The 20,377-nt window shown below is 67.8% G+C and carries 14 protein-coding genes; 9 read left to right on the forward strand and 5 right to left on the reverse strand.

The genetic code is table 11. The features are described 5' to 3' along the window. Positions 1 to 2: 2 nt before the first annotated feature. The 6 genes from dsrK to XM1_RS19610 all read left to right on the forward strand — a co-directional run bounded on the left by dsrK (position 3) and on the right by XM1_RS19610 (position 7,304). Positions 3 to 1,505: a sulfate reduction electron transfer complex DsrMKJOP subunit DsrK gene (gene dsrK / locus XM1_RS19585; RefSeq protein ID WP_068436458.1), complete on the forward strand. Its 1,503-nt coding sequence runs from the start codon at positions 3 to 5 to the stop codon at positions 1,503 to 1,505. Between the two features lie 157 nt (positions 1,506 to 1,662). Continuing rightward, positions 1,663 to 3,612 (forward strand): NAD(P)-binding protein, encoded by a 1,950-nt coding sequence (locus XM1_RS19590; protein ID WP_068436460.1) that lies wholly within the window; start codon positions 1,663 to 1,665, stop codon positions 3,610 to 3,612. A 2-nt stretch (positions 3,613 to 3,614) separates the two neighbouring features. Beyond that, positions 3,615 to 3,995, forward strand: coding sequence for a cytochrome c3 family protein (locus XM1_RS19595; protein WP_068436462.1), 381 nt, complete (start codon positions 3,615 to 3,617; stop codon positions 3,993 to 3,995). After that, the gene (dsrO, locus tag XM1_RS19600) at positions 3,992 to 4,693 is read left to right on the forward strand and encodes a sulfate reduction electron transfer complex DsrMKJOP subunit DsrO (protein ID WP_068436464.1); all 702 of its coding nucleotides are present in this window, start codon (positions 3,992 to 3,994) and stop codon (positions 4,691 to 4,693) included. Before XM1_RS19595 ends, dsrO begins: the two co-directional genes overlap by 4 nt. Positions 4,694 to 4,696: 3 nt before the next feature. Next, positions 4,697 to 5,908: an NrfD/PsrC family molybdoenzyme membrane anchor subunit gene (nrfD, locus tag XM1_RS19605; RefSeq protein ID WP_068436466.1), complete on the forward strand. Its 1,212-nt coding sequence runs from the start codon at positions 4,697 to 4,699 to the stop codon at positions 5,906 to 5,908. Positions 5,909 to 6,032: 124 nt separating this feature from the next. Next, complete coding sequence (locus XM1_RS19610) at positions 6,033 to 7,304, forward strand: hypothetical protein (protein ID WP_068436469.1); 1,272 nt, start codon at positions 6,033 to 6,035, stop codon at positions 7,302 to 7,304. A 120-nt stretch (positions 7,305 to 7,424) separates the two neighbouring features. Here XM1_RS19610 and XM1_RS19615 read toward each other — a convergent pair whose 3' ends face one another. Then, positions 7,425 to 9,647: a SulP family inorganic anion transporter gene (locus XM1_RS19615; RefSeq protein WP_068436471.1), complete on the reverse strand. Its 2,223-nt coding sequence runs from the start codon at positions 9,645 to 9,647 to the stop codon at positions 7,425 to 7,427. 177 nt (positions 9,648 to 9,824) lie between these two features. On the opposite strand from XM1_RS19615, the gene XM1_RS19620 reads away from it, so the two are divergent. After that, a complete protein-coding gene (locus XM1_RS19620) occupies positions 9,825 to 11,921 on the forward strand; it encodes a protein-disulfide reductase DsbD (protein ID WP_082700620.1) in 2,097 nt (698 codons plus the stop codon). A 107-nt stretch (positions 11,922 to 12,028) separates the two neighbouring features. Here the strand turns inward: XM1_RS19620 and XM1_RS19625 are convergent, their stop codons facing one another. From XM1_RS19625 to XM1_RS19635, 3 genes are all read right to left on the reverse strand, one after another. Beyond that, positions 12,029 to 14,080: a methyl-accepting chemotaxis protein gene (locus XM1_RS19625; protein ID WP_231920596.1), complete on the reverse strand. Its 2,052-nt coding sequence runs from the start codon at positions 14,078 to 14,080 to the stop codon at positions 12,029 to 12,031. Between the two features lie 169 nt (positions 14,081 to 14,249). Then, the gene (locus XM1_RS19630; protein ID WP_068436477.1) at positions 14,250 to 15,821 is read right to left on the reverse strand and encodes a pentapeptide repeat-containing protein; all 1,572 of its coding nucleotides are present in this window, start codon (positions 15,819 to 15,821) and stop codon (positions 14,250 to 14,252) included. A gap of 97 nt (positions 15,822 to 15,918) precedes the next feature. Continuing rightward, positions 15,919 to 16,392, reverse strand: coding sequence for a hypothetical protein (locus XM1_RS19635; protein WP_068436479.1), 474 nt, complete (start codon positions 16,390 to 16,392; stop codon positions 15,919 to 15,921). A 131-nt stretch (positions 16,393 to 16,523) separates the two neighbouring features. Between XM1_RS19635 and XM1_RS19640 the strand changes: the two genes are divergently transcribed. Together XM1_RS19640 and XM1_RS19645 are read left to right on the forward strand one after the other, a co-directional pair. Continuing rightward, complete coding sequence (locus tag XM1_RS19640) at positions 16,524 to 18,365, forward strand: ABC transporter ATP-binding protein/permease (RefSeq protein ID WP_068436481.1); 1,842 nt, start codon at positions 16,524 to 16,526, stop codon at positions 18,363 to 18,365. An 81-nt stretch (positions 18,366 to 18,446) separates the two neighbouring features. After that, positions 18,447 to 18,743, forward strand: a complete 297-nt coding sequence (locus XM1_RS19645; protein ID WP_068436483.1) for a phasin family protein — start codon at positions 18,447 to 18,449, stop codon at positions 18,741 to 18,743. Positions 18,744 to 18,770: 27 nt separating this feature from the next. On the opposite strand, the gene XM1_RS19650 is transcribed toward XM1_RS19645, so the two are convergent. Further along, positions 18,771 to 20,201 carry an ATP-binding protein gene (locus XM1_RS19650; RefSeq protein ID WP_082700621.1) on the reverse strand — a complete coding sequence of 477 codons (1,431 nt, stop codon included), beginning with the start codon at positions 20,199 to 20,201 and terminating at the stop codon, positions 18,771 to 18,773. Between the last annotated feature and the right edge of the window lie 176 nt (positions 20,202 to 20,377).

A 20,377-nucleotide genomic window follows, 5' to 3' on the forward strand; every position in this document is an offset into this window, starting at 1 on the left:
CCATGGCCGCCGCCCCCTTCGACATTCCCGCCTTGGGCGATCCCGCCGAGCGCCCGGTTCCGGCCATCAAGGCCAATGCCATGGCCGCCTCCAAGCCCTATGTGGCCGCCGAGGCGCACCAGCAGCCGCTGGGCTTTCCCGGCGAACTGACCGAGGGCTGGGAAAAGCGCGCCATCGACCACATGGGCGGGCTGCTCTCCAAATACCGCAGCTTGCAGGTGTTCATGGACATCTGCGTCAAGTGCGGCGCCTGTACCGACAAGTGCCACTACTTCCTAGGGACCGGCGACCCCAAGAACATGCCGGTGGCGAGAGCCGACCTGTTCCGCAGCGTCTACCGCCGCTATTTCACACCGGCCGGCAAGATCGCCCCCGGCCTGGTGGGCGCGCGCGACATGACCAAAGAAGTGCTGGACGAGTGGTACAGCTACTTCCACCAGTGTTCCCAGTGCCGCCGCTGCTCGGTGTTCTGCCCCTACGGCATCGACACCGCCGAGATTTCCATGGCGGCCCGCGACATCATGGATTCCATCGGCCAGGGCCAGAAGTACTGCAACGAGATCATCGGCAAGGTCCATAAGATCGGCAACAACCTGGGCCTGCCCGCCCCGGCCCTGATCGACACGCTGGAGGGTCTCGAGGAGGACATGCTGGACGACACCGGCGTGGCGGTGAAGATGCCCATCGACGTGGAAGGGGCCGAGGTTCTCCTCGTCACGCCGTCCGCCGACTTCTTCGCCGAGCCGCACGTGCTGGGCCTGATGGGCTACGCCAAGGTGTTCCATGCCGCCGGCGTGTCGTGGACCCTGTCCACCAAGGCGTCGGAAGCCGGCAATTTCGGCATGTTCATCGGCAATTACGAGCAGATGAGGAAGATCTCCATGCGCATCCGCGAGGCGGCGCGGGAGCTGGGCGTCAAGCGCATCATCTTCGGCGAGTGCGGCCACGCCTGGCGCGTCGCCTACTCGTTCCTCAACACCCTGGCCGGGCCCTGGGACTTCCTCGATCCCCGCTATCCCGTGCCCCAGCACATCCTGGAATTCACCTCCGACCTGATCCGCCGCAAGGGCATCAAGCTCGACAAGTCAGGCAACGACGGCATGGTGCTGACCGTCCACGATTCCTGCAACGTGGCCAGAGGCGCGCGCATGGGCGACAGGCCCGGCGGCCAGTTTAGCATCCCGCGCGAAGTGATCACGGCGGCCGTACCGAAATTCGTCGACATGCACCCCGACACCATCTGCGACAAGACCTATTGCTGCGGCGGCGGCGGCGGGTTGCTGACCGACGAGCTGATCGAGCTGCGCGTCAAGGGAGCAAGCCCCCGCATGGAAGCGCTGAAAGACGTGGTGGACAAGGAAGGCGTCACCCACATGGCCGCCATGTGCGCCATCTGCAAGGCGCAGTTCACCAAGATCCTGCCCTATTACGACTTCGACCGGGAAATGGTGGTCAGCGTTCACCAACTGGTGAGCAACGCCATCGTCCTCGGCGACAACGACTGACAACAACGAGAAGGACCGTCCCAACAGAAGAACCCATCCCCTGTTCATCGTCATGCCCGGGCTTGACCCGGGCATCCATGGACCCCCGGATCAAGTCCGGGGGTGACGGGAAAGGGAAACGGTCAAAAGGGACGGAACAACGAGAGGGAGAGCCCGCATGGCCGCCAAAGCCGAGACCACCACCGAGGGACGGAATTACCGCCGCTACAAGGATGGCGATTCCCAGCCCCAGCACTGGCAGGAAGAGATCTTCAAGGCCGGCTGGTCGCACAAATGCCCGACCTATGTGCTGAGGACGCCGCCCTGCTCGGGCTCGTGCCCCTCGGGTCACGACATCCGCGGCTGGCTGGACATCGTGCGCGGCGTGGAAAAGCCCCCGGCGGGCATGGCCTGGCAGGAATACGCCTTCCGCCGCATGACCGAGGCCAACCCCTTCCCCGCCATCATGGGCCGCGTCTGCCCGGCGCCGTGCGAAAGCGGCTGCAACCGCAACATGGTCGAGGAACACGTCGGCATCAATTCGGTCGAACACCATATCGGCGACTGGGCCATCGCCAACAAGCTCACCTTCCCCAAGCCCGAGCGCGAGACGGGCAAGCACGTCGCCGTGGTGGGCGGCGGCCCGGCCGGCCTGTCGGCGGCCTATCACCTGCGCCGCGCCGGCCATGCGGTGACGGTGTTCGAGGAAAAGGCCGAGCTGGGCGGCTATGTCCGCTACGGCATCCCCGGCTACCGCACGCCGCGTGAAGTGCTGGACGCCGAGATCAACCGCATCCTGAACATGGGCATCACCGTGCGCGCCAAGTGCCGCATCGGCACCGACATCACCGTGTCGGAACTGGAAGAGAAGTTCGACGCCATCTTCTGGGGCATCGGCACCCATGCGGGCCGCGGCCTGCCCATTCCCGGCTGGAAGGACACCGTCAACTGCGTGTCGGGCGTCGCCTTCCTGAAGGCCTTCAACGAAGGGCGCCTGCAGCACGTTCCCGGACGCATCATCGTGGTGGGCGGCGGCGACACCTCCATCGACGTGGCCTCGGTGGCGCGCCGCCTGGGTCATATCGACAAGGTCTCCGAGCAGGACCGCGCCGACAACGTCATCTTAGGCCACGTGGCCCACGACGTGGCGGCCACGGCGCGCCGCGAAGGCGCGACTGTCACGCTGACCTCGCTGTTCCCGGTGGAGAAGATGTTTGCCGCCCAGCGCGAGATCGACGACGCCAAGCGTGAAGGCGTCGACATCCGGGGCGGCATCATGCCGCTGGAAGTGATCAAGGGGCCGGACGGCCGCGCCGTGGGCCTCAAGCTCTGCCAATGCACCATGGAGGGCACCACCCCCAAGCCGGTCGAGGGCACCGAGTTCACCCTGGACGCCGATCTGGTGGTCTCCGCCATCGGCCAGGCGGGCGACCTGGCCGACCTGCCCGAGATGGACAACGGCAAGGGCTTCATCAACGCCGACAAGGCCTATCGCGTGCCGGGCAAGCCCAAGCACTTCGTGGGCGGCGACGTGGTCAAGCCGCATCTGCTCACCACCGCCATCGGCCATGGCCGCGTGGCCTCGGCCGGCATCGGCGAGTTCCTGGAAACCGGCGACGTGGCGAAAAGGCCCAAGGTGGACGTGCATCACTTCAACCTGCTGGCCAAGCTGCACGAAAGCAACCTGGACCCGGCCCATTACGAGCCCGGCCCGGTGCGCGGCACCTTCGAGGCCAAGTTCGCCGTCCACAATTTCGAGAACCGGGCGGCGGCCGAGATCATCCCCCACGACGACCTGTATCTGGGGCACTTCACCCGCACGGCGCGCCACCACCGCCACGAGGTGCATATCGACGCCGACAAGGTGATCGGCAATTTCGACGAGCGCCTGCTGCTGCTCACCGATGCCGAGGTGGTGGACGAGGCCAAGCGCTGCATGTCCTGCGGCCTATGCTTCGAATGCGACAATTGCGTGGTGTTCTGCCCGCAGACCGCCGTCAGCCGGGTCAAGAAGAGCGAGCGCACCACCGGCCGCTATGTGGAAACCGACTATTCCAAGTGCATCGGCTGCCACATCTGCAAGGACGTCTGCCCCACCGGCTACATCCAGATGGGGCTGGGGGAATAGGGATGCTGGCTCGGCTGCTGTTGGGAGTGCTGTTGATGGTGAGCGCGGCGGCGGCTTCGGCCTTCGCCGCCGACCTGCCCCACTGGCCCAAACCCAAGGGCGAGGCCTGCATCGCCCCCAACGAGGTGATGCGGCGCGACCACGCGGACATGCTGAAGCACCAGCGTGACGACACGCTGCGGCTTGGTATCCGGGGCGCCAAGGCGTCGCTGAAGGCCTGCGTCGAGTGCCACGCCGCCACCGATTCTGCGGGCAAGGTACTGCCGGTCAACGATCCCGGCCAGTTCTGCCAGTCGTGCCATTCTTACGTGGCGGCCAAGCCCGATTGCTTCGAATGCCACGCCGCCACGCCCAAATCCCCGGTCAGGGAGGCGTCGCGATGACCGAACTGTCCCGCCGCCAGGTGATCCTTGCCTCGGGCGCGGTGCTGGTCGCCGCCCCTGCTCTTGCCCGCGCACCGGGCGAGCCGGCGTCGGCGCGGAACCGCTGGGCAATGCTGATCGACACCGCCAAATGCGGCGCCGAATGCACCGTTTGCGTCGAAGCCTGCAAGACGGAAATGGGTCTCGCCGGCCATGACCGGCCGCTGACCGACGCCCAGTACGTGCGCAAGGTCAACCTGCGCGACCCCGCCACCGGGGCGGCCCACTCGCTGCCGGTCATGTGCCAGCACTGCGCCAAGCCGGCTTGCGTCGACGTCTGCCCCACCGGCGCCTCCATGAAGCGGGCCGACGGCATCGTGCTGGTGGACCGTCACATCTGCATCGGCTGCCGCTATTGCATGATGGCGTGCCCCTACAAGGCGCGCTCCTTCGCCCACGAGGACCAGAAGGGCCAGCAGCCCCACCTGCCCCGCGGCAAGGGCACGGTGGAGGGCTGCACGCTGTGCGTCCACCGCATCGACGAGGGACGCCCGCCGGCCTGCGTCGAGGCCTGCGCGGCAAAGGCCAAGGGCGCCATGCTGTTCGGGGATTTGAACGACCCCAAGTCCGAGATTGCGCAACGGGTGGCGCGCGAGGCCACCACCCGCATCCGCGCCGATCTGGGGCTGGAGCCCGCCATCCGGTACCAGGGGATCTGAGCCATGAGCACCACCACCACCTACACCCAGGTGCGCCCCTACACGCGGGGCTGGCTGGCCCTGATGGCGGGCCTTGGCGCCGTGATCTTGGTGGCGCTGGGCGCCGTCTTCCACATGGAGCACCAGGGCCATTGGGTCACCGGCATGACCAATCAGGTGGTGTGGGGCGTGCCCCACGTCTTCGCCGTGTTCCTGATCGTCGCGGCTTCCGGCGCGCTCAACGTCGCCTCCATGGGTTCGGTGTTCGGGCGGGGTGATTACCAGCCGCTGGGCCGCCTGTCGGCCCTGCTGGCGGTGGCGCTGCTGGGGGGCGGCCTCGCCGTGCTGGTCCTCGATCTCGGGCGGCCCGACCGCCTGTTCGTCGCCATGACCCATTTCAATTTCAAGTCCATCTTCGCCTGGAACGTCATCCTCTATTCCGGCTTCATGGCCGTGGTGGGCGTCTATCTGTGGACCATGATGGACTGGCGGGCCAAGCGCTTCTACAAGCCGGCCGCCCTGGCCGCCTTTCTCTGGCGGCTGGTCCTGACCACCGGCACCGGGTGCATCTTCGGCTTCCTGGCGGCGCGCGAGGCCTATGGCGCGGCGGTGATGGCGCCGCTCTTCATCGCCATGTCCTTCGCCTACGGCCTGGCGGCGTTCATCCTGGTCCTGTCGGTGTCGTTCAAGATGACCCGGCGCCCGCTGGGCGACGATTTGTCCGCCCGGCTGGTGCGCCTGCTGGGCCTGTTCGTCGCCGCCAATCTCTATTTCACCGCGCTCCATCACGTCACCCAGCTGTATTTCGCCGGACGCGGCGGGGTGGAAGCCTTCATCCTGTGGAACGGCGGCCTTCACACCACCCTGTTCTGGGTGGGTCAGGTGGGCCTGGGCGGCATCGCCCCCCTGGCCATCGCCTATGGCGGCTGCGGCCATGCGGCCCGCAAGCGCGCCATGATGGCCTCGATCCTGGTGGTGCTGGGCGGACTGGCTCAGGTCTGGGTGATCATCATCGGCGGCCAGGTCTGGCCGCTGGACCTGTTTCCCGGCATGGAGGCGTCGTCCACCTTCGCCGACGGCCACGTCCACGCCTATGCCCCCAGCGCCTGGGAAGTGATGCTGGGCCTGGGCGGCATGGCCATCGCCCTGGCCATCGCCACCCTGGGCATGACGGCGCTTCGTCTGCTGCCGCAACAATTGGGGACGACAACCGAATCGGGCTGTCGTCACAACTAGGCATATATGGCGAACCACAAACTGAAGTATGGATTTATTAACAATTTATTGATGTTTGCGCCAATCCATGACCATTCTGATCGTAGGGTTATGGGCATAATCATCACTTCCCGGGGGGGAGAGTGTGAGCGCAAGCATCAAAGCCCGCAAAGGGCCAGAGCCGCAGAAGGACGACGGGCTGGACGTAGTGCGCGATACCTTGCGCACCCAGGTCGCGGACATCCTCCGAGTCAATATCGGACAGCTTTCCACCGTTGCGCCGCACGAGGTCTACGACCACGTGCTGAACACGCCTGGGCTGCTGCACGAATGCTTCCAGGTGTTCCGCAACCAGCCTGACCTGTTCCGCAAGATCGTCATGCGCAGGGACAAGCGTCCCATCACCGCCGGCGACGAGGAAATGTGGTGCGGCCGCACCCTGGACCACGTGGTGGCGCTGGTGGTGCGGGCCTCGGCCAAGCGCTATTTCCGCGAGGCCATGCCGGCCCCCGAGGCGCCGCCCATCGTGGTCCAGGCGCCGTCGCTGCTGCACAAGACCGCCATCAAGCTGGGCATCAAGAAGCCCGTCCACCGCGCCCCCGTCGCGGCGCCCAAGGGACCGGGCGACAAGCTCTACGAGGTCTTCCGCGACAATTTGCGCTACGAATGGCAGGCCCAGCTGATCCCCAGCTATTCGACCCTGCATCCCAGCACGGTGCGCGTCCTGGGGCCGCGCATCCTGAAGCTGCGCGAATCGGCGCAGATCGACATCCTGGCGGCCGAGGGGCTGGGGCCCGACGGGCGCCTGCCGCTGCTGCTGGAAGACGCCAGACGCCTGCGCGCCGTGGACGGCAGCATCGATTCCAACGCCCTGATGGAAGCCTTCACCAAGCAGGGCCTGGACGCCGTGTTCACCGACATGGACGAGGTGGCGCTGCGCAAGGCGGTGTCGCAGATCGCCGTCATGGAGAACAAGGCGGTGGACATGATCTTCCCCGCCATGGAATACGCGCTGAAGCCGGTGACGGTGTTCCTGTTCACCGCCTATACCCGGCTGGAGATGAAGGGCTTCCGCCAGGCCTTCGGCCCCCACTGCGCCCTGTGGGCGGTCCAGAAGCTGGCCAAGCATCTGGAGACCCAGCGTCCCTGGCCGCGTTCCATGCCCGGCATGAAGTCGGCCACCCTGGCGGCGCTGGCCTACGCCATCGACCTGGACAGCGGCATGCCGGCCAGCGCGCCGGTGCGCCCCGCGCCGCAAGCGGTGAGCGGCGTGCCCAGCAACGCCGCTGTGCCCTCCATGGCCTCGGCCCCGCCGCCCCTTCCGCCCTCGCTGAAGAAGCCGGCACCCAAGTCCAACGCCGATCTGGAGCGCGCCTCGCGGCGGGCCAAGCCGTTGTCCTCGGCCGGGGCGCGGTAGACCGTAAAGTCTTAACCCATTGACCGTCATTGCCGGGCTTGACCCGGCAATCCAGACCCCCGGATCAAGTCCGGGGGTGACGGAGAAAGGAAGGGCGCCTCAACGTCGAGTTGCCGAATCCTACCCCCTCAGGGCATGGATTTCCGAGACCGTCGCCCTCAACCTGTCCGCCAGGTTGAGGGCGACGTTTTCGATCAGCCGGAACGCCAGGCCGGGGTGCCGCTCGCCCAGCGCGGTGAACCCCTCGCGGCTCAGCACATAGACTTCCACCTCGGTTATGGCCACGGCGTCGGCGGCATGGTTGCCGGCGTCGAGAAAGCCGATGCCGCCGATGATCTCGCCCGGGCCGCAGGTGGCCAGGTGGTAATGCTCCTTCTTGTGGATGGGCAGCGTGATCCTGACGGTTCCCCGCCGGATCAGGAACAGTTCGTCGCCCGCCACGCCCGCCTTGAACACCTTCTTGCCGGCATGGACGGGCCGCAACGTCACCGTCGCGTTCAGATCGGCCAGGGTCTCGGGCGGCAATCCGGCGAACATGGGCATGTCGGCGATGCCCAGAACCAGCTCGCCGTCGCCCTCGGCGTCGCGGACGCCGGTGCGCTGCTCCTCCACCCATTCCAGAGCCTCGTCCAGCTGGCGGAAGGCGAAGGCCTTGTTGGTGGGGCGCACCACGCCGGTATCCTTGAGAAAGCGCTTCATCTTGAGGCCGCTGGGCAGCCCCTTGGGGATGTCGCAGAACACCAGGAAGGCGTCGTTCTCCTCCAGCCGGTCCTTGATCTGCTCCAGCACGTGGGTGGCGGTAAGGTCGAGCGACTGCACCCGGCGCATACTGAGGATGACGAACTTGCGGCTGTGGGTCTCGGGTTCCAGGGCGGCGTGCAGCTGGCTGGCGGTGCCGAAGAACAGGCTGCCCTGCAATTCGAAGACGACGGTGTCGCACGGCCCCTGCTCGGCCTGGGCCGTCTCGTCGGAACTGCGCAGGCGCTTGGAGAAGATCTGGTTGCCCTCGATGCGGTTGCGGACCACCGTGCTGCGGGTCTGCTCGCGGATGAACAGCAGAATGGCGAAGGCCACCCCCACCCCCGACGCGGCGATCAGGTTGCCGAACAGGGCGACGACGATCACCGCGGTGATGACCAGGAAATCCAGCCGCGTGGCCGGGGTATAGAAGAACGCCAGCGAATGGCGGTCGATCATGCGAAAGCCGATGACGATCAGGATGGCCGCCAGGGCCGGCACCGGCACCCAGGCGATCACCGGCGACAGCACCAGAAAGGCGGCGAAGCACAGGCTTCCCGCCAGCAGGCCCGACACCCTGGTGCTGGCCCCGCTGTTGACGTTGATCAGCGAGGCCCCCATGGTCCCGGCCCCGGGTACGCCGCCCACCAGGGCGGAAGCCGCGTTGCCGATCCCCTGGCCCAGCAGGTCGCGGTCGGGATTGCTGGTGGAATTGGTCATGGCGTCGAGCACGACGCAGGTCTTCAGCGTGTCGATGGACAACAGCGCCGCCAGGGTGAGCGCCGGAATCACCACCTCGAGCAGGATTTCCGGCTCCAATGCCCCCAGCGAGCGCCAATGCTGGCCGATGGTGGCGCCCACGCCATAGCCTCCGGCGGAGATCTTTCCCACCAGCAGGCGGTTGCCGTCGATGGTCATCAGGGCGGGATCGAAGGCCGCCAGGGCGAAATAGGCGGCCAGCCCCGCCGCCAGGGCCAGGATGGCCGGCGGCACCGATCGGGTGATGCGCGGCGTCAGCACCATCACGGCGATCACCACCGCGCCGACCACCACGCTTTGCCACACCCACAGGGACGGAAGGCTGAGGGCGGCCCACAGGCTGACGCCCCCGGGCACGCCCAGCAGCTTGGGGATCTGGCTGCCGATGATGATCAGGCCGACGCCGCTGAGATAGCCGCAGACCACGGGATAGGGAATGAACTTGATCAGCCGGCCGATGCGCAGCAATCCCAGCGCGATCTGGAACAGCCCGGCCAGCAAGGCGGTCAGGCCCAGCAGCAGCACGATGCTGCCCGCCGGCAGCCCCTGGCCGGTCAGGGTATAGGCCTGGGCCGACAGCATGGCCGCCGCAGGCGCGCAGGGCGCGCTGATCAGCCGGGCGCTGCTGCCGAACAGCGGGGCGAGCATGCCGAGAGCCGTGGCGCCGAGAATGCCGGCCATGGCGCCTTGCGCCGCCAGCGAGCCGCCCAGGGGCGCGAAGATGGTGACGCCGAAGGCGATGGCCGACGGCAGCGCCACCAGCATGGCGGCCAGCCCGCCCCAGGCGTCGCCGGTAAGCTTCACCCGGCCGTAGCGCTCATTCCCGCAGGCGATGTCCAGCCCCATCCCGCCCCCGTTGACCGGCCTATCCTTAGGAAGTATCCGCCTCGCCGGAGAATCGGTCAATCGAGCGTAACAATTCGTGCCCGGGGGGCGAAGCCCAAGAACCGGATGCGCGCCGTCATTGACACCCGATAGCCGGCGGTGCTGTTGTTCCGGCCACGTATTCCAAGGAAGGCGGTCATGGTGCGGATGAACTGGTTACGGACGATGCTGATGGCGGCCCTGCTGGCGGTTGTCGGACTGCCCGCCACGGCGGCGGAGCCGGGAGCGTCGGAATGGGCGACCAGCGAATCCGGCAAGGTCCGCCTGATTTCCGCCGCCACGGGCACGGGAGAGACCGGCCAGTTGCGCCTGGGCCTGCATTTCAAGCTGGAGCCGGGTTGGAAGATCTATTGGCGCACGCCGGGCGACGCCGGCTATCCGCCCAAGCTGGACTGGGCCGGTTCCGCCAATCTGGACAATCCCCAGCCGCGCTGGCCCGCCCCCCACCGCTTCGTATTGGCCGGGTTGCAGAATTACGGCTATATGGGCGAGGTGATCCTGCCGCTCGACGCCCGCGCGCCCGAGCCCTCGCGGCCCGTGGCGGCCCGCCTGGCGGTGGACTTCCTGGCCTGCGCCCAGATCTGCGTGCCGCAGAAGGCCGAGCTGAGCCTGGACCTGTCGACCGGCCCGGCCGAGCCCTCGGCCTTCGCCCACGATATCGGCCGCTTTGCCGCCCTGGTGCCCGGCGACGGCCGCCGCCACGGCCTGTCCCTGGAGTCCGCCGAGGCCCTGGGCGGCGGCGAGACGTCCGCCTTGCGCCTCGCCGTCTCGTCCATGGAGCCGTTCAGCGATCCCGACGCCTTCGTCGAGGCCGAGGACGTGGCCGCCTTCGGCCAGCCCCGAATCAGCCTGTCGTCCGACCGCCGCCGGGCGGTGTTCGACATTCCGGTGCCCGCCGGCGCGCTGATGAAGCCCCTGGCCGGCGCCCCCATGACCGTCACCGTCACCGACGGAATGCGCGCCTTCGAGACCGCCATGGTTCCGGTTGCCGGCACGGCATCGCCGGTGGCGGCGGGCGAGGCCCCCGGGCTGGCCGGCATGCTGCTGGTGGCGCTGTTGGGCGGGCTGATCCTCAACCTGATGCCCTGCGTGCTGCCGGTGCTGTCCATCAAGGTGATCGGCGTGCTGGGCCATGGCGGCGGCGAGCGTTCCCATGTGCGGGCCAGCTTCGTCGCCTCTGGCGTGGGCATCGTCGCCTCGTTCCTGGCGCTGGCCGCCCTGGCCATCGGGCTGAAACAGGCGGGCGCGGCGGTGGGCTGGGGCATCCAGTTCCAGCAGCCGGGCTTCCTGGCCCTGATGGTGGTGCTGTTGGCCCTGTTCGCCGCCAATCTGTGGGGCATGTTCGAGATTCCCATGCCCGCCTTCCTGTTCAACCGGGGCGGCGGCATCCCCCATCACACCGTGCTGGGCCATTTCCTGTCGGGCGCCTTCGCCACCTTGCTGGCCACCCCGTGCTCGGCCCCCTTCCTGGGCACCGCCATCGGCTTCGCCCTGGCGCGGGGCCCGGCCGAGATCGTGCTGATCTTCGCCGCGCTGGGCATCGGCATGGCGGTCCCCTATCTGGCGGTGGCGATCTGGCCCGATCTGGCCCTGAAGCTGCCCAAGCCCGGACGCTGGATGGTCACGGTGCGCAAGGTCCTGGGCCTCGCTTTGGCCGGCACCGGGCTGTGGTTGCTCAGCGTGCTGATGGTCCAGGCGGGAATTTGGGCCGCGCTGATCACCGGCGGGGCCATGGCGGCGGCCGTCGCCACCCTGGGCCTGCGCCACAAGCTGCCGGCGGCGGCGCGGCCGGCGGTGACCGCCTGCGTGGTGGCCCTGGCCGGGCTGGCCCTGGCCGCCCCCTTCCACGGCTCGGCCAACGGCGAAACCGGCCCCGAGACCGGCGGCGCCGTGACCTGGGGCCGCTTTGAGTCCCAGACCGTGGCGCGGCTGGTGGCCGACGGCAAGGTGGTGTTCGTGGACGTCACCGCCGATTGGTGCATCACCTGCAAGGTCAACAAGGCGGCGGTGATCGAGCGGGGCGAGGTGGCCCGTCGCCTGACCTCGCCCGGCGTGGAGGCCTTGCGCGCCGACTGGACCCGGCCCGACGAAAGCATTTCCCGCTATCTGGCCTCGTTCGGGCGCTATGGCATCCCCTTCAACGCCGTCTACGGCCCCAGCGCCCCCGACGGCATCGCCCTACCCGAACTGCTGAGCGAAGCGGAAGTGCTGGCGGCGCTGGACAAGGCGCGCTGAGGCATCCGCAAGCCGTCCATTTTACGCCAATGACCGTCATTGCCGGGCTTGACCCGGCAATCCATGGCCCCCCGGATCAAGTCCGGGGGTGACGATGGTGGCCCCCCCTACACCGCCCGGATATCGCCCAGGAAGCCGTCGATGGTGGTCTTGAGGCGTACCGCCTCGTCACCCATGGCCTTCGACGCGCCCAGCACCTCGTCGGCGGCGGCGCCGGTGCGGCCGGCGGCATCCTGAACCCCGCCCACATTGGCCGAGACCTCGGCGGTGCCGGCGGCGGCCTGCTCGACGCTGCGGGCGATTTCCTGGGTGGCGGCGCTCTGCTCCTCCACCGCGCTGGCGATGCCGGCGGTGATCTCGCCCACCTCGCGGATGATGGCGACGATGTCGTGGATGGCCTGGACCACCCGTTCGGTCTGCTGCTGCACCGAGGCGATCTGCTGGCCGATCTCGCCGGTGGCGCGCGCCGTCTGGTTGGCGAGATTCTTCACCTCGCCCGCCACCACGGCGAAGCCCTTGCCCGCCTCGCCGGCGCGGGCCGCCTCGATGGTGGCGTTCAAGGCCAGCAGGTTGGTCTGGGACGCGATGTCGTTGATCAGGGTCACCACCTCGCCGATCTTGCCGACCATGGTGGCCAGGCCGGCGACCGTGTCCTGGGCCTCGCCGGCCTCGGCCACGGCGTTGCCGGAGATTTCGGCCGAACGGTGGACCTGCCGGCCGATCTCCTGGATCGACGAGGTCAGTTCCTCGGCGGCGGCCGCCACCGTCTGGACATTGGCCGAGGCCAGTTCGGTGGCGCCCGCCACCACGGTGGCGCGGCTGTTGGTGTCGCTGGCGGCAGAACTCATGGAGGCGGCGGTGCCCTGCAGGCGCACCGAGGCGGCGGAGACCGCCTCGACCATGCGCTCGGCCGAGCCCTGGAAGCGGTTGACCAGCGTCTCGATGGCCTGGCCGCGCAATTCGCGCTGATGGGCCTCGGCCAGCTGCTTGTCGGCCAGATCGTGGCCCCTCATCATGGCGTCCTTGAAGACCTGCACCGAGCGGGCCATGGCCCCCATCTCGTCGCCGCGCTCGACGCCGCCCACGCTCACCGAGAAATCGTCGGCCGACAGCCGCTCCATGGTGGCGACCAGCGAGCCGATGGCCGAGGTCATCTGGCGCACCACGGTCCAGGCTACCGCCAGGGCGACGACCAGGGCGGCGACGACGCCCAGGATGGTGGTCCACAAGATCGCCCTGGCGTCGCCGTTGACCTGGGCGGCCAGGGCCTGCACGTCGGCCGCCATGCGGTCCTCGACCTTCTTCAGCAGGTTGATGCGCGACGTGGCGGCGGCGAACCAGGCGGGGCCGGTGACGTCGCCCACATTGCCCGTGGCCGGGCTGTCGAGGCCGATCTTGCGCATGCGCTCCACCGTGCGGGTGGCCTCGTCGTCCAGGGCGGTGCGGTAGAATTCGACCTGCTCGGAGGCGGCGTTGGTCTGGAACTCGCTCAGAAACTGCTGCTGCTCGGCGACGATGGAGACGAAACGGCGATAGATGTCGGGCTCGAATTTTCCGGCGGCGAAGGCGCCGGCGGCGGTGGCCCGCTCCTGTCCCGCCTTTTCCTTGCCTTCCATCAGGCGGAGATAGGCACCGATCATGCGCCCCACCCGCACGTCGCTGGACAGCAGCGCGATCTGGTCGACCACGTCCAGCTGGAAGCGGATGGTTTCGGTGAAATTGGCGAGCGTGGCCCGCCCGTCGATGGCCAGGGTGTCGATGGCGCCGCGCGTGGCGATCAGCGCGTCGAGGCGCTTGGCGGCGGCCTCCACCTTGGGCGGGAAGCTCTTGCCGAGCGCGGCGGTGTCCACGCCGGCCAAAGAGCGGAGCAGCTTTTCGCGCGCCTCGTCGGTCAGCTTGCGCTGGGCCTTGAGCTCGGTTCCGAATTTCTCGCCCTTGCTGCCGAGATAGACGGCCGAGGCACCGCGCTCCTTCTGCACTTCGTGGACCAGGGCGCTGATGTCGGCGGTGAGCGGAGCGACGCCGGCCAGGGTGGAGGTTTCCCCCACCACCCGCGCCTTGTCGCTGATCACATAAGCCGCCAACCCGAGGATCAGGAGAACCGGGAACAAAAACGACAGGCCGATCTTGGCCGAAATCCTGATGTCGGTCAGCCGCATGATGGGTACGCCTCCGCATTGAAACCTACGGAAAAGCCCCCAACCCTTTCCGACCTCTCTGGAACAATACTAAAGTATTGTAGTCCAGTAGGCTAAATGTTGTATCTGGCGGAAGAGCTTTCAAGGCTGAAATTGCACTGATTGCAATTTACAGCCTTGTATGGCGCACTCAGGACAGACGTTCATCTTCCGCGAGTGGACGGAAGATCCCTGGCGGCAACCGGGTCGCTTTGTCGCAGATTGCCTTATCCACCTGGAGTTGGGTGAGATTCTCCACCCGGGACAAATCGGCGTCGCGCAGGTCGGCGCCCATCATGACGGCACCCTTGAAGTCGGCACCGGCGGTGCGGGCGCCGGTCAAGGAGGCGCCCGACAGGTCGGTGCCGCGCAGCACGGCGCCTTCAAGGTTGCTGAGGTTCAGCTTGGCATGGCGAAGGGCCGCCACGCCGAGATTGGCCCCGCCCAGATTGGCCGCCGACAGGGTGGCATAGCGAAAGTCCGACCCATCGAGACGGGCTTCGGCCAGGCAGGAATCCGACAGGTCCACCTCGCGGAAGGTGGCGTTGGCGAGAATGGCGCCCGACAGGTCGACGCCGGCCAGGTCCATGCCGGTGAAGGTGGCGCGCTTGCCCTCGGCCCCCTTGCTCTGCAGCCACTGGCCATGCTCGGCCACCACCGCCGAGACATCCAGCGCCGCCACGTCGCGGCCCTTTCTGGCCTTGTGCCCGGACTGGGCCATGGCCTCTTCCCATTGCTGGCGGCGTTTCGCGGCGCGGCGCCGGGCCTCCTCGGCGTCGGGATCGGGACGGATGCCCGCCACTTCGATGGAACCGTCGGACAGCTTGCGGACCGGGGCCAGATCCTCGTCGGACAGCTTGCCCCCCGACGGCCGCCGAACCGGCACGTCGGCCCCGGCCGAGGCGAAGCCGCCATTGCCGCCGCCCGAAGACGGGCGCGGCGCGGCGGACGGGGATGCGGGGGCCGCACTCGGGGCCGGGCTCTTTGGCGCCGGAGATGGGGCAGCGGGCGCGGCGGGCGCGGCGGGAACCGCCGCCGGCTTGTCTTTCCCGGTCAAGGCGATGGCCGGTCCGTTGCGCGCCGGGCGAGGGTCCGACGGCGACGCCGAAACGCCGACCCGCGCCTCCAGCCGGGCCATCAGGGCGGCCACTTCCGGAACGGCTTCGGGTTGGGATTGCGCCGCCTTGGCTTCGGCGGGCGGCGGAGCGTCGCCGCCATCCCCAAGCTCGGGCAGCGGCTCGGCCTCCTTGATGAAATTGCGCTTCGGCGCGTCGGCCAGCCGGGCGGGCGGGGCCATGCGCACCGGCTTGGCCAGGGTCTCGCCCACCCGGTGCCCCAGTTCATGGCCGGAGATGGGCTTGGGCACCACGCCTTCGATGCCCAGCACCTTGGCGCGGTCGATGGAATCCTTCAGGGTCGAGGGCGCCACCGCCAGCACCGGCAGGGATTCGTTGGGATTGCCCAGCGGGCGGCGGACGCCTTCGAGCACCTTCAGGCCGTCTTCCGGCTTGGACGCCAGGTCGACGAGCAGGATGTCGAACCCCTGGCCCAACAACCTGCCCAGATCGGCGACCTGATCGAAGGACGTCACTTCTCGCACATTCAGCTTGCGGAACGTCTGGCGGGCAAGAAAGCGGAACTGGTCGTCCAGGCCGAACACCAGCACCCTGATCTTCTTCCAGTCCGTCCCTTCGACCGACTGGGTCACCGTCGGATGACGCATCTACGTATGAGCCCTCATTTTTCCCGCGCCGCTACAATAGTCATACGCCCCTTGCCGGAGCAATCGTCGAAGCGTGCCGGAATTTGTTGGGCTTGCGTCAGTGGCCGACCGGCTTCCAGCCGGGATGGTCGAAATGGGCCTGGTAGCGGTCCAGCGCCTTGAGCGCCGACACCACGCCGCCGGCGCGGTCGCCGCCCTTGCCCTTCATGACGTCGGTGGCCGAGATCAGATCGGCCAGCACGATATGCAGCTGGGCGTCCACCGCCTCGGGCAGCTTGCACTGCTGGGCGATGGTGTCGATATGGCCCTGGATCGAGGCGGCCAGGGCCTCGAACTCGCGGGGGGAATAGCGCTTGTCGTGGACCGGCCCCAGGGCGGCGCGCAGGTCGCCGCCGATGGCGGCCATGCCCTGGCGCAGGGGGGCGTCGGTCTGCCACTTCCGTCCGTGGTCGAGGGTCAGGCCGCCGGCGGCGGGCCCGGATTCGTCGTGGGAATGGCCGGAGGCGGCCAGAACGGGCGCGGAAAGGGACAGGGCGGCCAGCAAGGTGGCCAATATGACGGGACGGGACATGGAACGTTTCTCCGGGTTGATGTGACGCGCCAGACCCTAGCCGCGGTAACATGAACCGCCGATGAACCTTTAACCCTCATGAAAATGACTCCAAGGTTGCGGCGCGGCGTTTCCCCCCTCATCTTGGAAGGATGAGACGACGCGATCCTTCCTCGTGGGACAAGGGGCGCGGCCAGGGGCCGGCCGCCGACTGGACCACGCTCCGCACGCTGTTCCCCTATCTTTGGCCGCCGGGCGAGCCCGAATTGCGCATGCGCGTGGTAGCGGCCATGATCCTGCTGGTGGCGGCCAAGGGGGTCGGCGTCGGCATTCCCCTGCTCTACAAGCAGGCGGTCGACAGCTTGTCGCTGACCCCGGTCCTGGTGCCGCTGGCCCTGCTGGTGGCCTATGGCGCGGCCCGCGTCATGGCCGGCAGCTTCGCCGAGCTGCGCGACATCGTCTTCGTCAAGGTGGCGCAGCGGGCCATCCGCAAGGTGGGCCTGGGCGTGTTCACCCACCTGCACCGCCTTGGCCTGCGCTTCCACCTGGACCGCCAGACCGGCGGGGTGTCCAGGGCCATCGAGCGCGGCACCAAGGGCATCGAGTTCCTGTTGAACTTCATGCTGTTCAACATCCTGCCGACCCTGCTGGAAATCGGGCTGGTCACCGCCATCCTGTGGGGCCTCTATGACGGTGTGTTCGCGCTGATCACCGCGGCGACCATCGCCGTCTACATCGCCTTCACCCTAGGGGTCACCGAGTGGCGGACCAAGTTCCGCCGCGCCATGAACGAGACGGATTCCGAGGCCTCGACCAAGGCCATCGATTCGCTGCTCAATTTCGAGACGGTGAAGTACTTCTGCAACGAGGCGCACGAGGCCGGGCGCTACGACAAGGCCCTGGCCCGCTACGAGCAGGCCGCCAGCAAGAGCAAGGTGACGCTGTCCATGCTCAACATGGGCCAGGGGGCGGTCATCGCCATCGGCCTGACCCTGGTGATGATCCGCGCCGCCCAAGGGGTGGCCGACGGCACCATGACGCTGGGCGATTTCGTGCTGGTCAACGCCTATCTGGTCCAGCTGTACCTGCCGCTGAACTTCCTGGGCTTCGTCTACCGCGAGATCAAGCAGTCGCTGACCGACATGGAATCCATGTTCCGGCTGCTGAAGGAAAACGCCGAGATCGAGGATTCGCCCGGCGCCACCCCGCTGGCGCTGGCGGGCGGCGAGGTGCGCTTCGACGGCGTCGCCTTCGGCTACAACCCCGACCGCCAGATCCTGGGCGGCGTCGACTTCACCGTGCCCGCCGGCCACACCCTGGCCATCGTCGGGCCGTCGGGGGCGGGCAAGAGCACCATCTCGCGCCTGCTGTTCCGCTTCTACGACGTGGGCGAAGGACGCATCGCCATCGACGGCCAGGACATCCGCGACGTGACCCAAGGCTCGTTGCGCGCCGCCATCGGCATCGTCCCCCAGGACACCGTGCTGTTCAACGACACCATCCGCTACAACATCGCCTACGGACGTCCCGGCGCCACCCAGGACGAGATCGAGGAGGCGGCGCGGCTGGCCCGTATCCACGACTTCGTGCAAAGCCTGCCCCAGGGCTACGACACCAAGGTGGGCGAGCGCGGCCTGAAGCTGTCGGGCGGCGAGAAGCAGCGCGTCGCCATCGCGCGCACTATTCTGAAGCGCCCCTCCATCCTGATCTTCGACGAGGCCACCAGCGCGCTGGACACCCAGACCGAGAAGGAGATCCAGGAATCCTTGCGCGAGGTCTCGCGGGACCGCACCACCCTGATCGTCGCCCACCGCCTGTCCACGGTGGTCGACGCCGACGAGATCGTGGTCCTCGAGGCGGGCCGCATCGTCGAGCGCGGCCGCCACGCCCAGTTGCTGGAGGCGGACGGACACTACGCCGCCATGTGGCGCCGCCAGCAGGAGGCCCAGAATCTGCAGCAGCGCCTGGCCACCGAACTGGTGGGGGCGGAATAACCCTTCCGTAAAGCCCGTACATTGCCCGCGCCTTGGAAACGTGACAAACTTTGCGGGTATCACCGATAGGAGGAGGCCCCGATGTTCCCCACGTTCGACCCCAAGATGTTCGAGGCCTTCAGCGCCGATCCGGCGTCCTTCCTGGGCAAGGTGGCCGAGTTCCAGCGCGCCAATTTCGAAGCCGCCCGCGAGATCACCGAAAACAACGCCAAGGCGTTCCAGCAACTGGCCGCCATCCGCGATCCGCAGCAATTCGTCACCGCCCAGCCGGCCATCCTGCAGGCGGTGGTGCAGCGGAACATGGAAATCGTCACCCAGCTGTGGCAGAGCCTGGGCAACGAAATGGCCCCGGCCCCCAAGGGCAAGGGCAAGAAGTAGCCGCTTTTCGGATTCGCCCTGTCCGCGTCAGGCCGGCAGGGCGAAGCTGAAGGTCGCCCCCTCGCCCGCCACTGAATCCACCCGGATGCGGCCGCCGTGCCGCTCGACAATCCGCTTGCAGATGGCCAGGCCGATACCGGTGCCTTCGAAACGGTCGCGGGTGTGCAGACGCTGGAAGATGCGGAAGATGCGCTCGCGGTATTCCGCGGCGATGCCGATGCCGTTGTCGCCGACCTCGACCACCCACTGCGCCCCGTCCCGGCGGGCGGCGACCCGAATCGCCAGGGGGCGCGACGGATCGCGGTATTTCAGGGAATTGCCGATCAGGTTCTGGAGCAACTGCGCCATCTCGCCCCGGATGGCCGGCAGCGTGGGCAGCGGCACCGGCCGCTCGATCTGCGCGCCGCATTCGCCGATGGCGGGGGAAAGGTCGGCCAGGACGCCGTCCAGCACCTCGTCCAGGGCAACGGGCTCCAGCGCCTCCTCCATCCGGCCGACGCGGGAGAATTCCAGCAGGTCCAGCACCAGCCGGTCCATGCGCTGGGCGCCTTCCTTGGCATAGCCGATATATTCTCCCCCCTCGGCGCCGATCAGCGGGCCGAAGCGGCGCTCGAGAAGACCCATATAGGCGCTGACCATGCGCAGGGGCTCGCGCAGGTCGTGGGAGGCGATGAAGGCGAATTGTTCCAGGTCGGCGTTGGAACGGGCCAGCTCCTCGCTCTTGGCGACCAGCGCCCGCTCGGCCTTCTGGGATTCGGTGATGTCCTCGACGATGGACCAGATATAGCCCTCGCCGTCGCTGCCGGTGCCCAGCATCCCCGACATGCGGACGGGAACCCGCGTGCCGTTCTTGCGGATGTATTCCTTCTCGTAGGGACCGTAATGCCCGACCGTTTCCAGCCGCTCCAGCTGGCAGGCCTCGCTGTCCGCGAAGCGGAACGGGGTGAGGTCCCAGTAGCTTAAGGACTGCAACTCCTCCAGGTCATAGCCGACGACGGCGAGAAAGGCGGGGTTGGCCTCGAGGAAGGCGCCGTCCAGGGTGTTGCGCGCCATGCCCAGCGGCGATTTATCGAACATGGCGCGCAGCTTCTCTTCGTTGGCGCGCAGTTCTGTCTCCACCTGGCGGCGGCGGGCAACATCCTCCAGCAGGTGGCGTTCCGCCTGATGCCGGCGCCCCATCTCGTCGCGCATGCGCCCGATCACCGCCACCAGAACCGCCAGTTCGGCCGGGGCCACCACCAGGGGCGCGAAGAACGCCCCCACCCAGACCACGGCGGGGACATGGCCGATCATCGCCAGACTGACCGAGGCCGCGACCAGTTCGGCCACCACCACGGCGAACACGGTACCGCCCACGAACAGGAGGTTGAGCGGCACCTGCAGCAACAGGCGGATCACCGCGTCGCGGAATCCATTGCCGCCTCGCCGGGCGGCATCCTCACCGCTACGACCCGCCATCACGCCACTCACACCGACCCCGCACGTCTAGAAACGAAATGTAGCAAATTGTGTCTAGGAGCAGGGTATGGTCAGGTGAATCCCGTATCAACGAGAAAATTGGGGATTATCCCTTTGCACCAGCCTCCTCCCCTGGCCGCGCCGCGCCGCGCTTGCTCCGGCCGCGCCCTGCCGCT

Source organism: Magnetospirillum sp. XM-1, assembly GCF_001511835.1.
Taxonomy (GTDB): Bacteria; Pseudomonadota; Alphaproteobacteria; order Rhodospirillales; family Magnetospirillaceae; genus Phaeospirillum.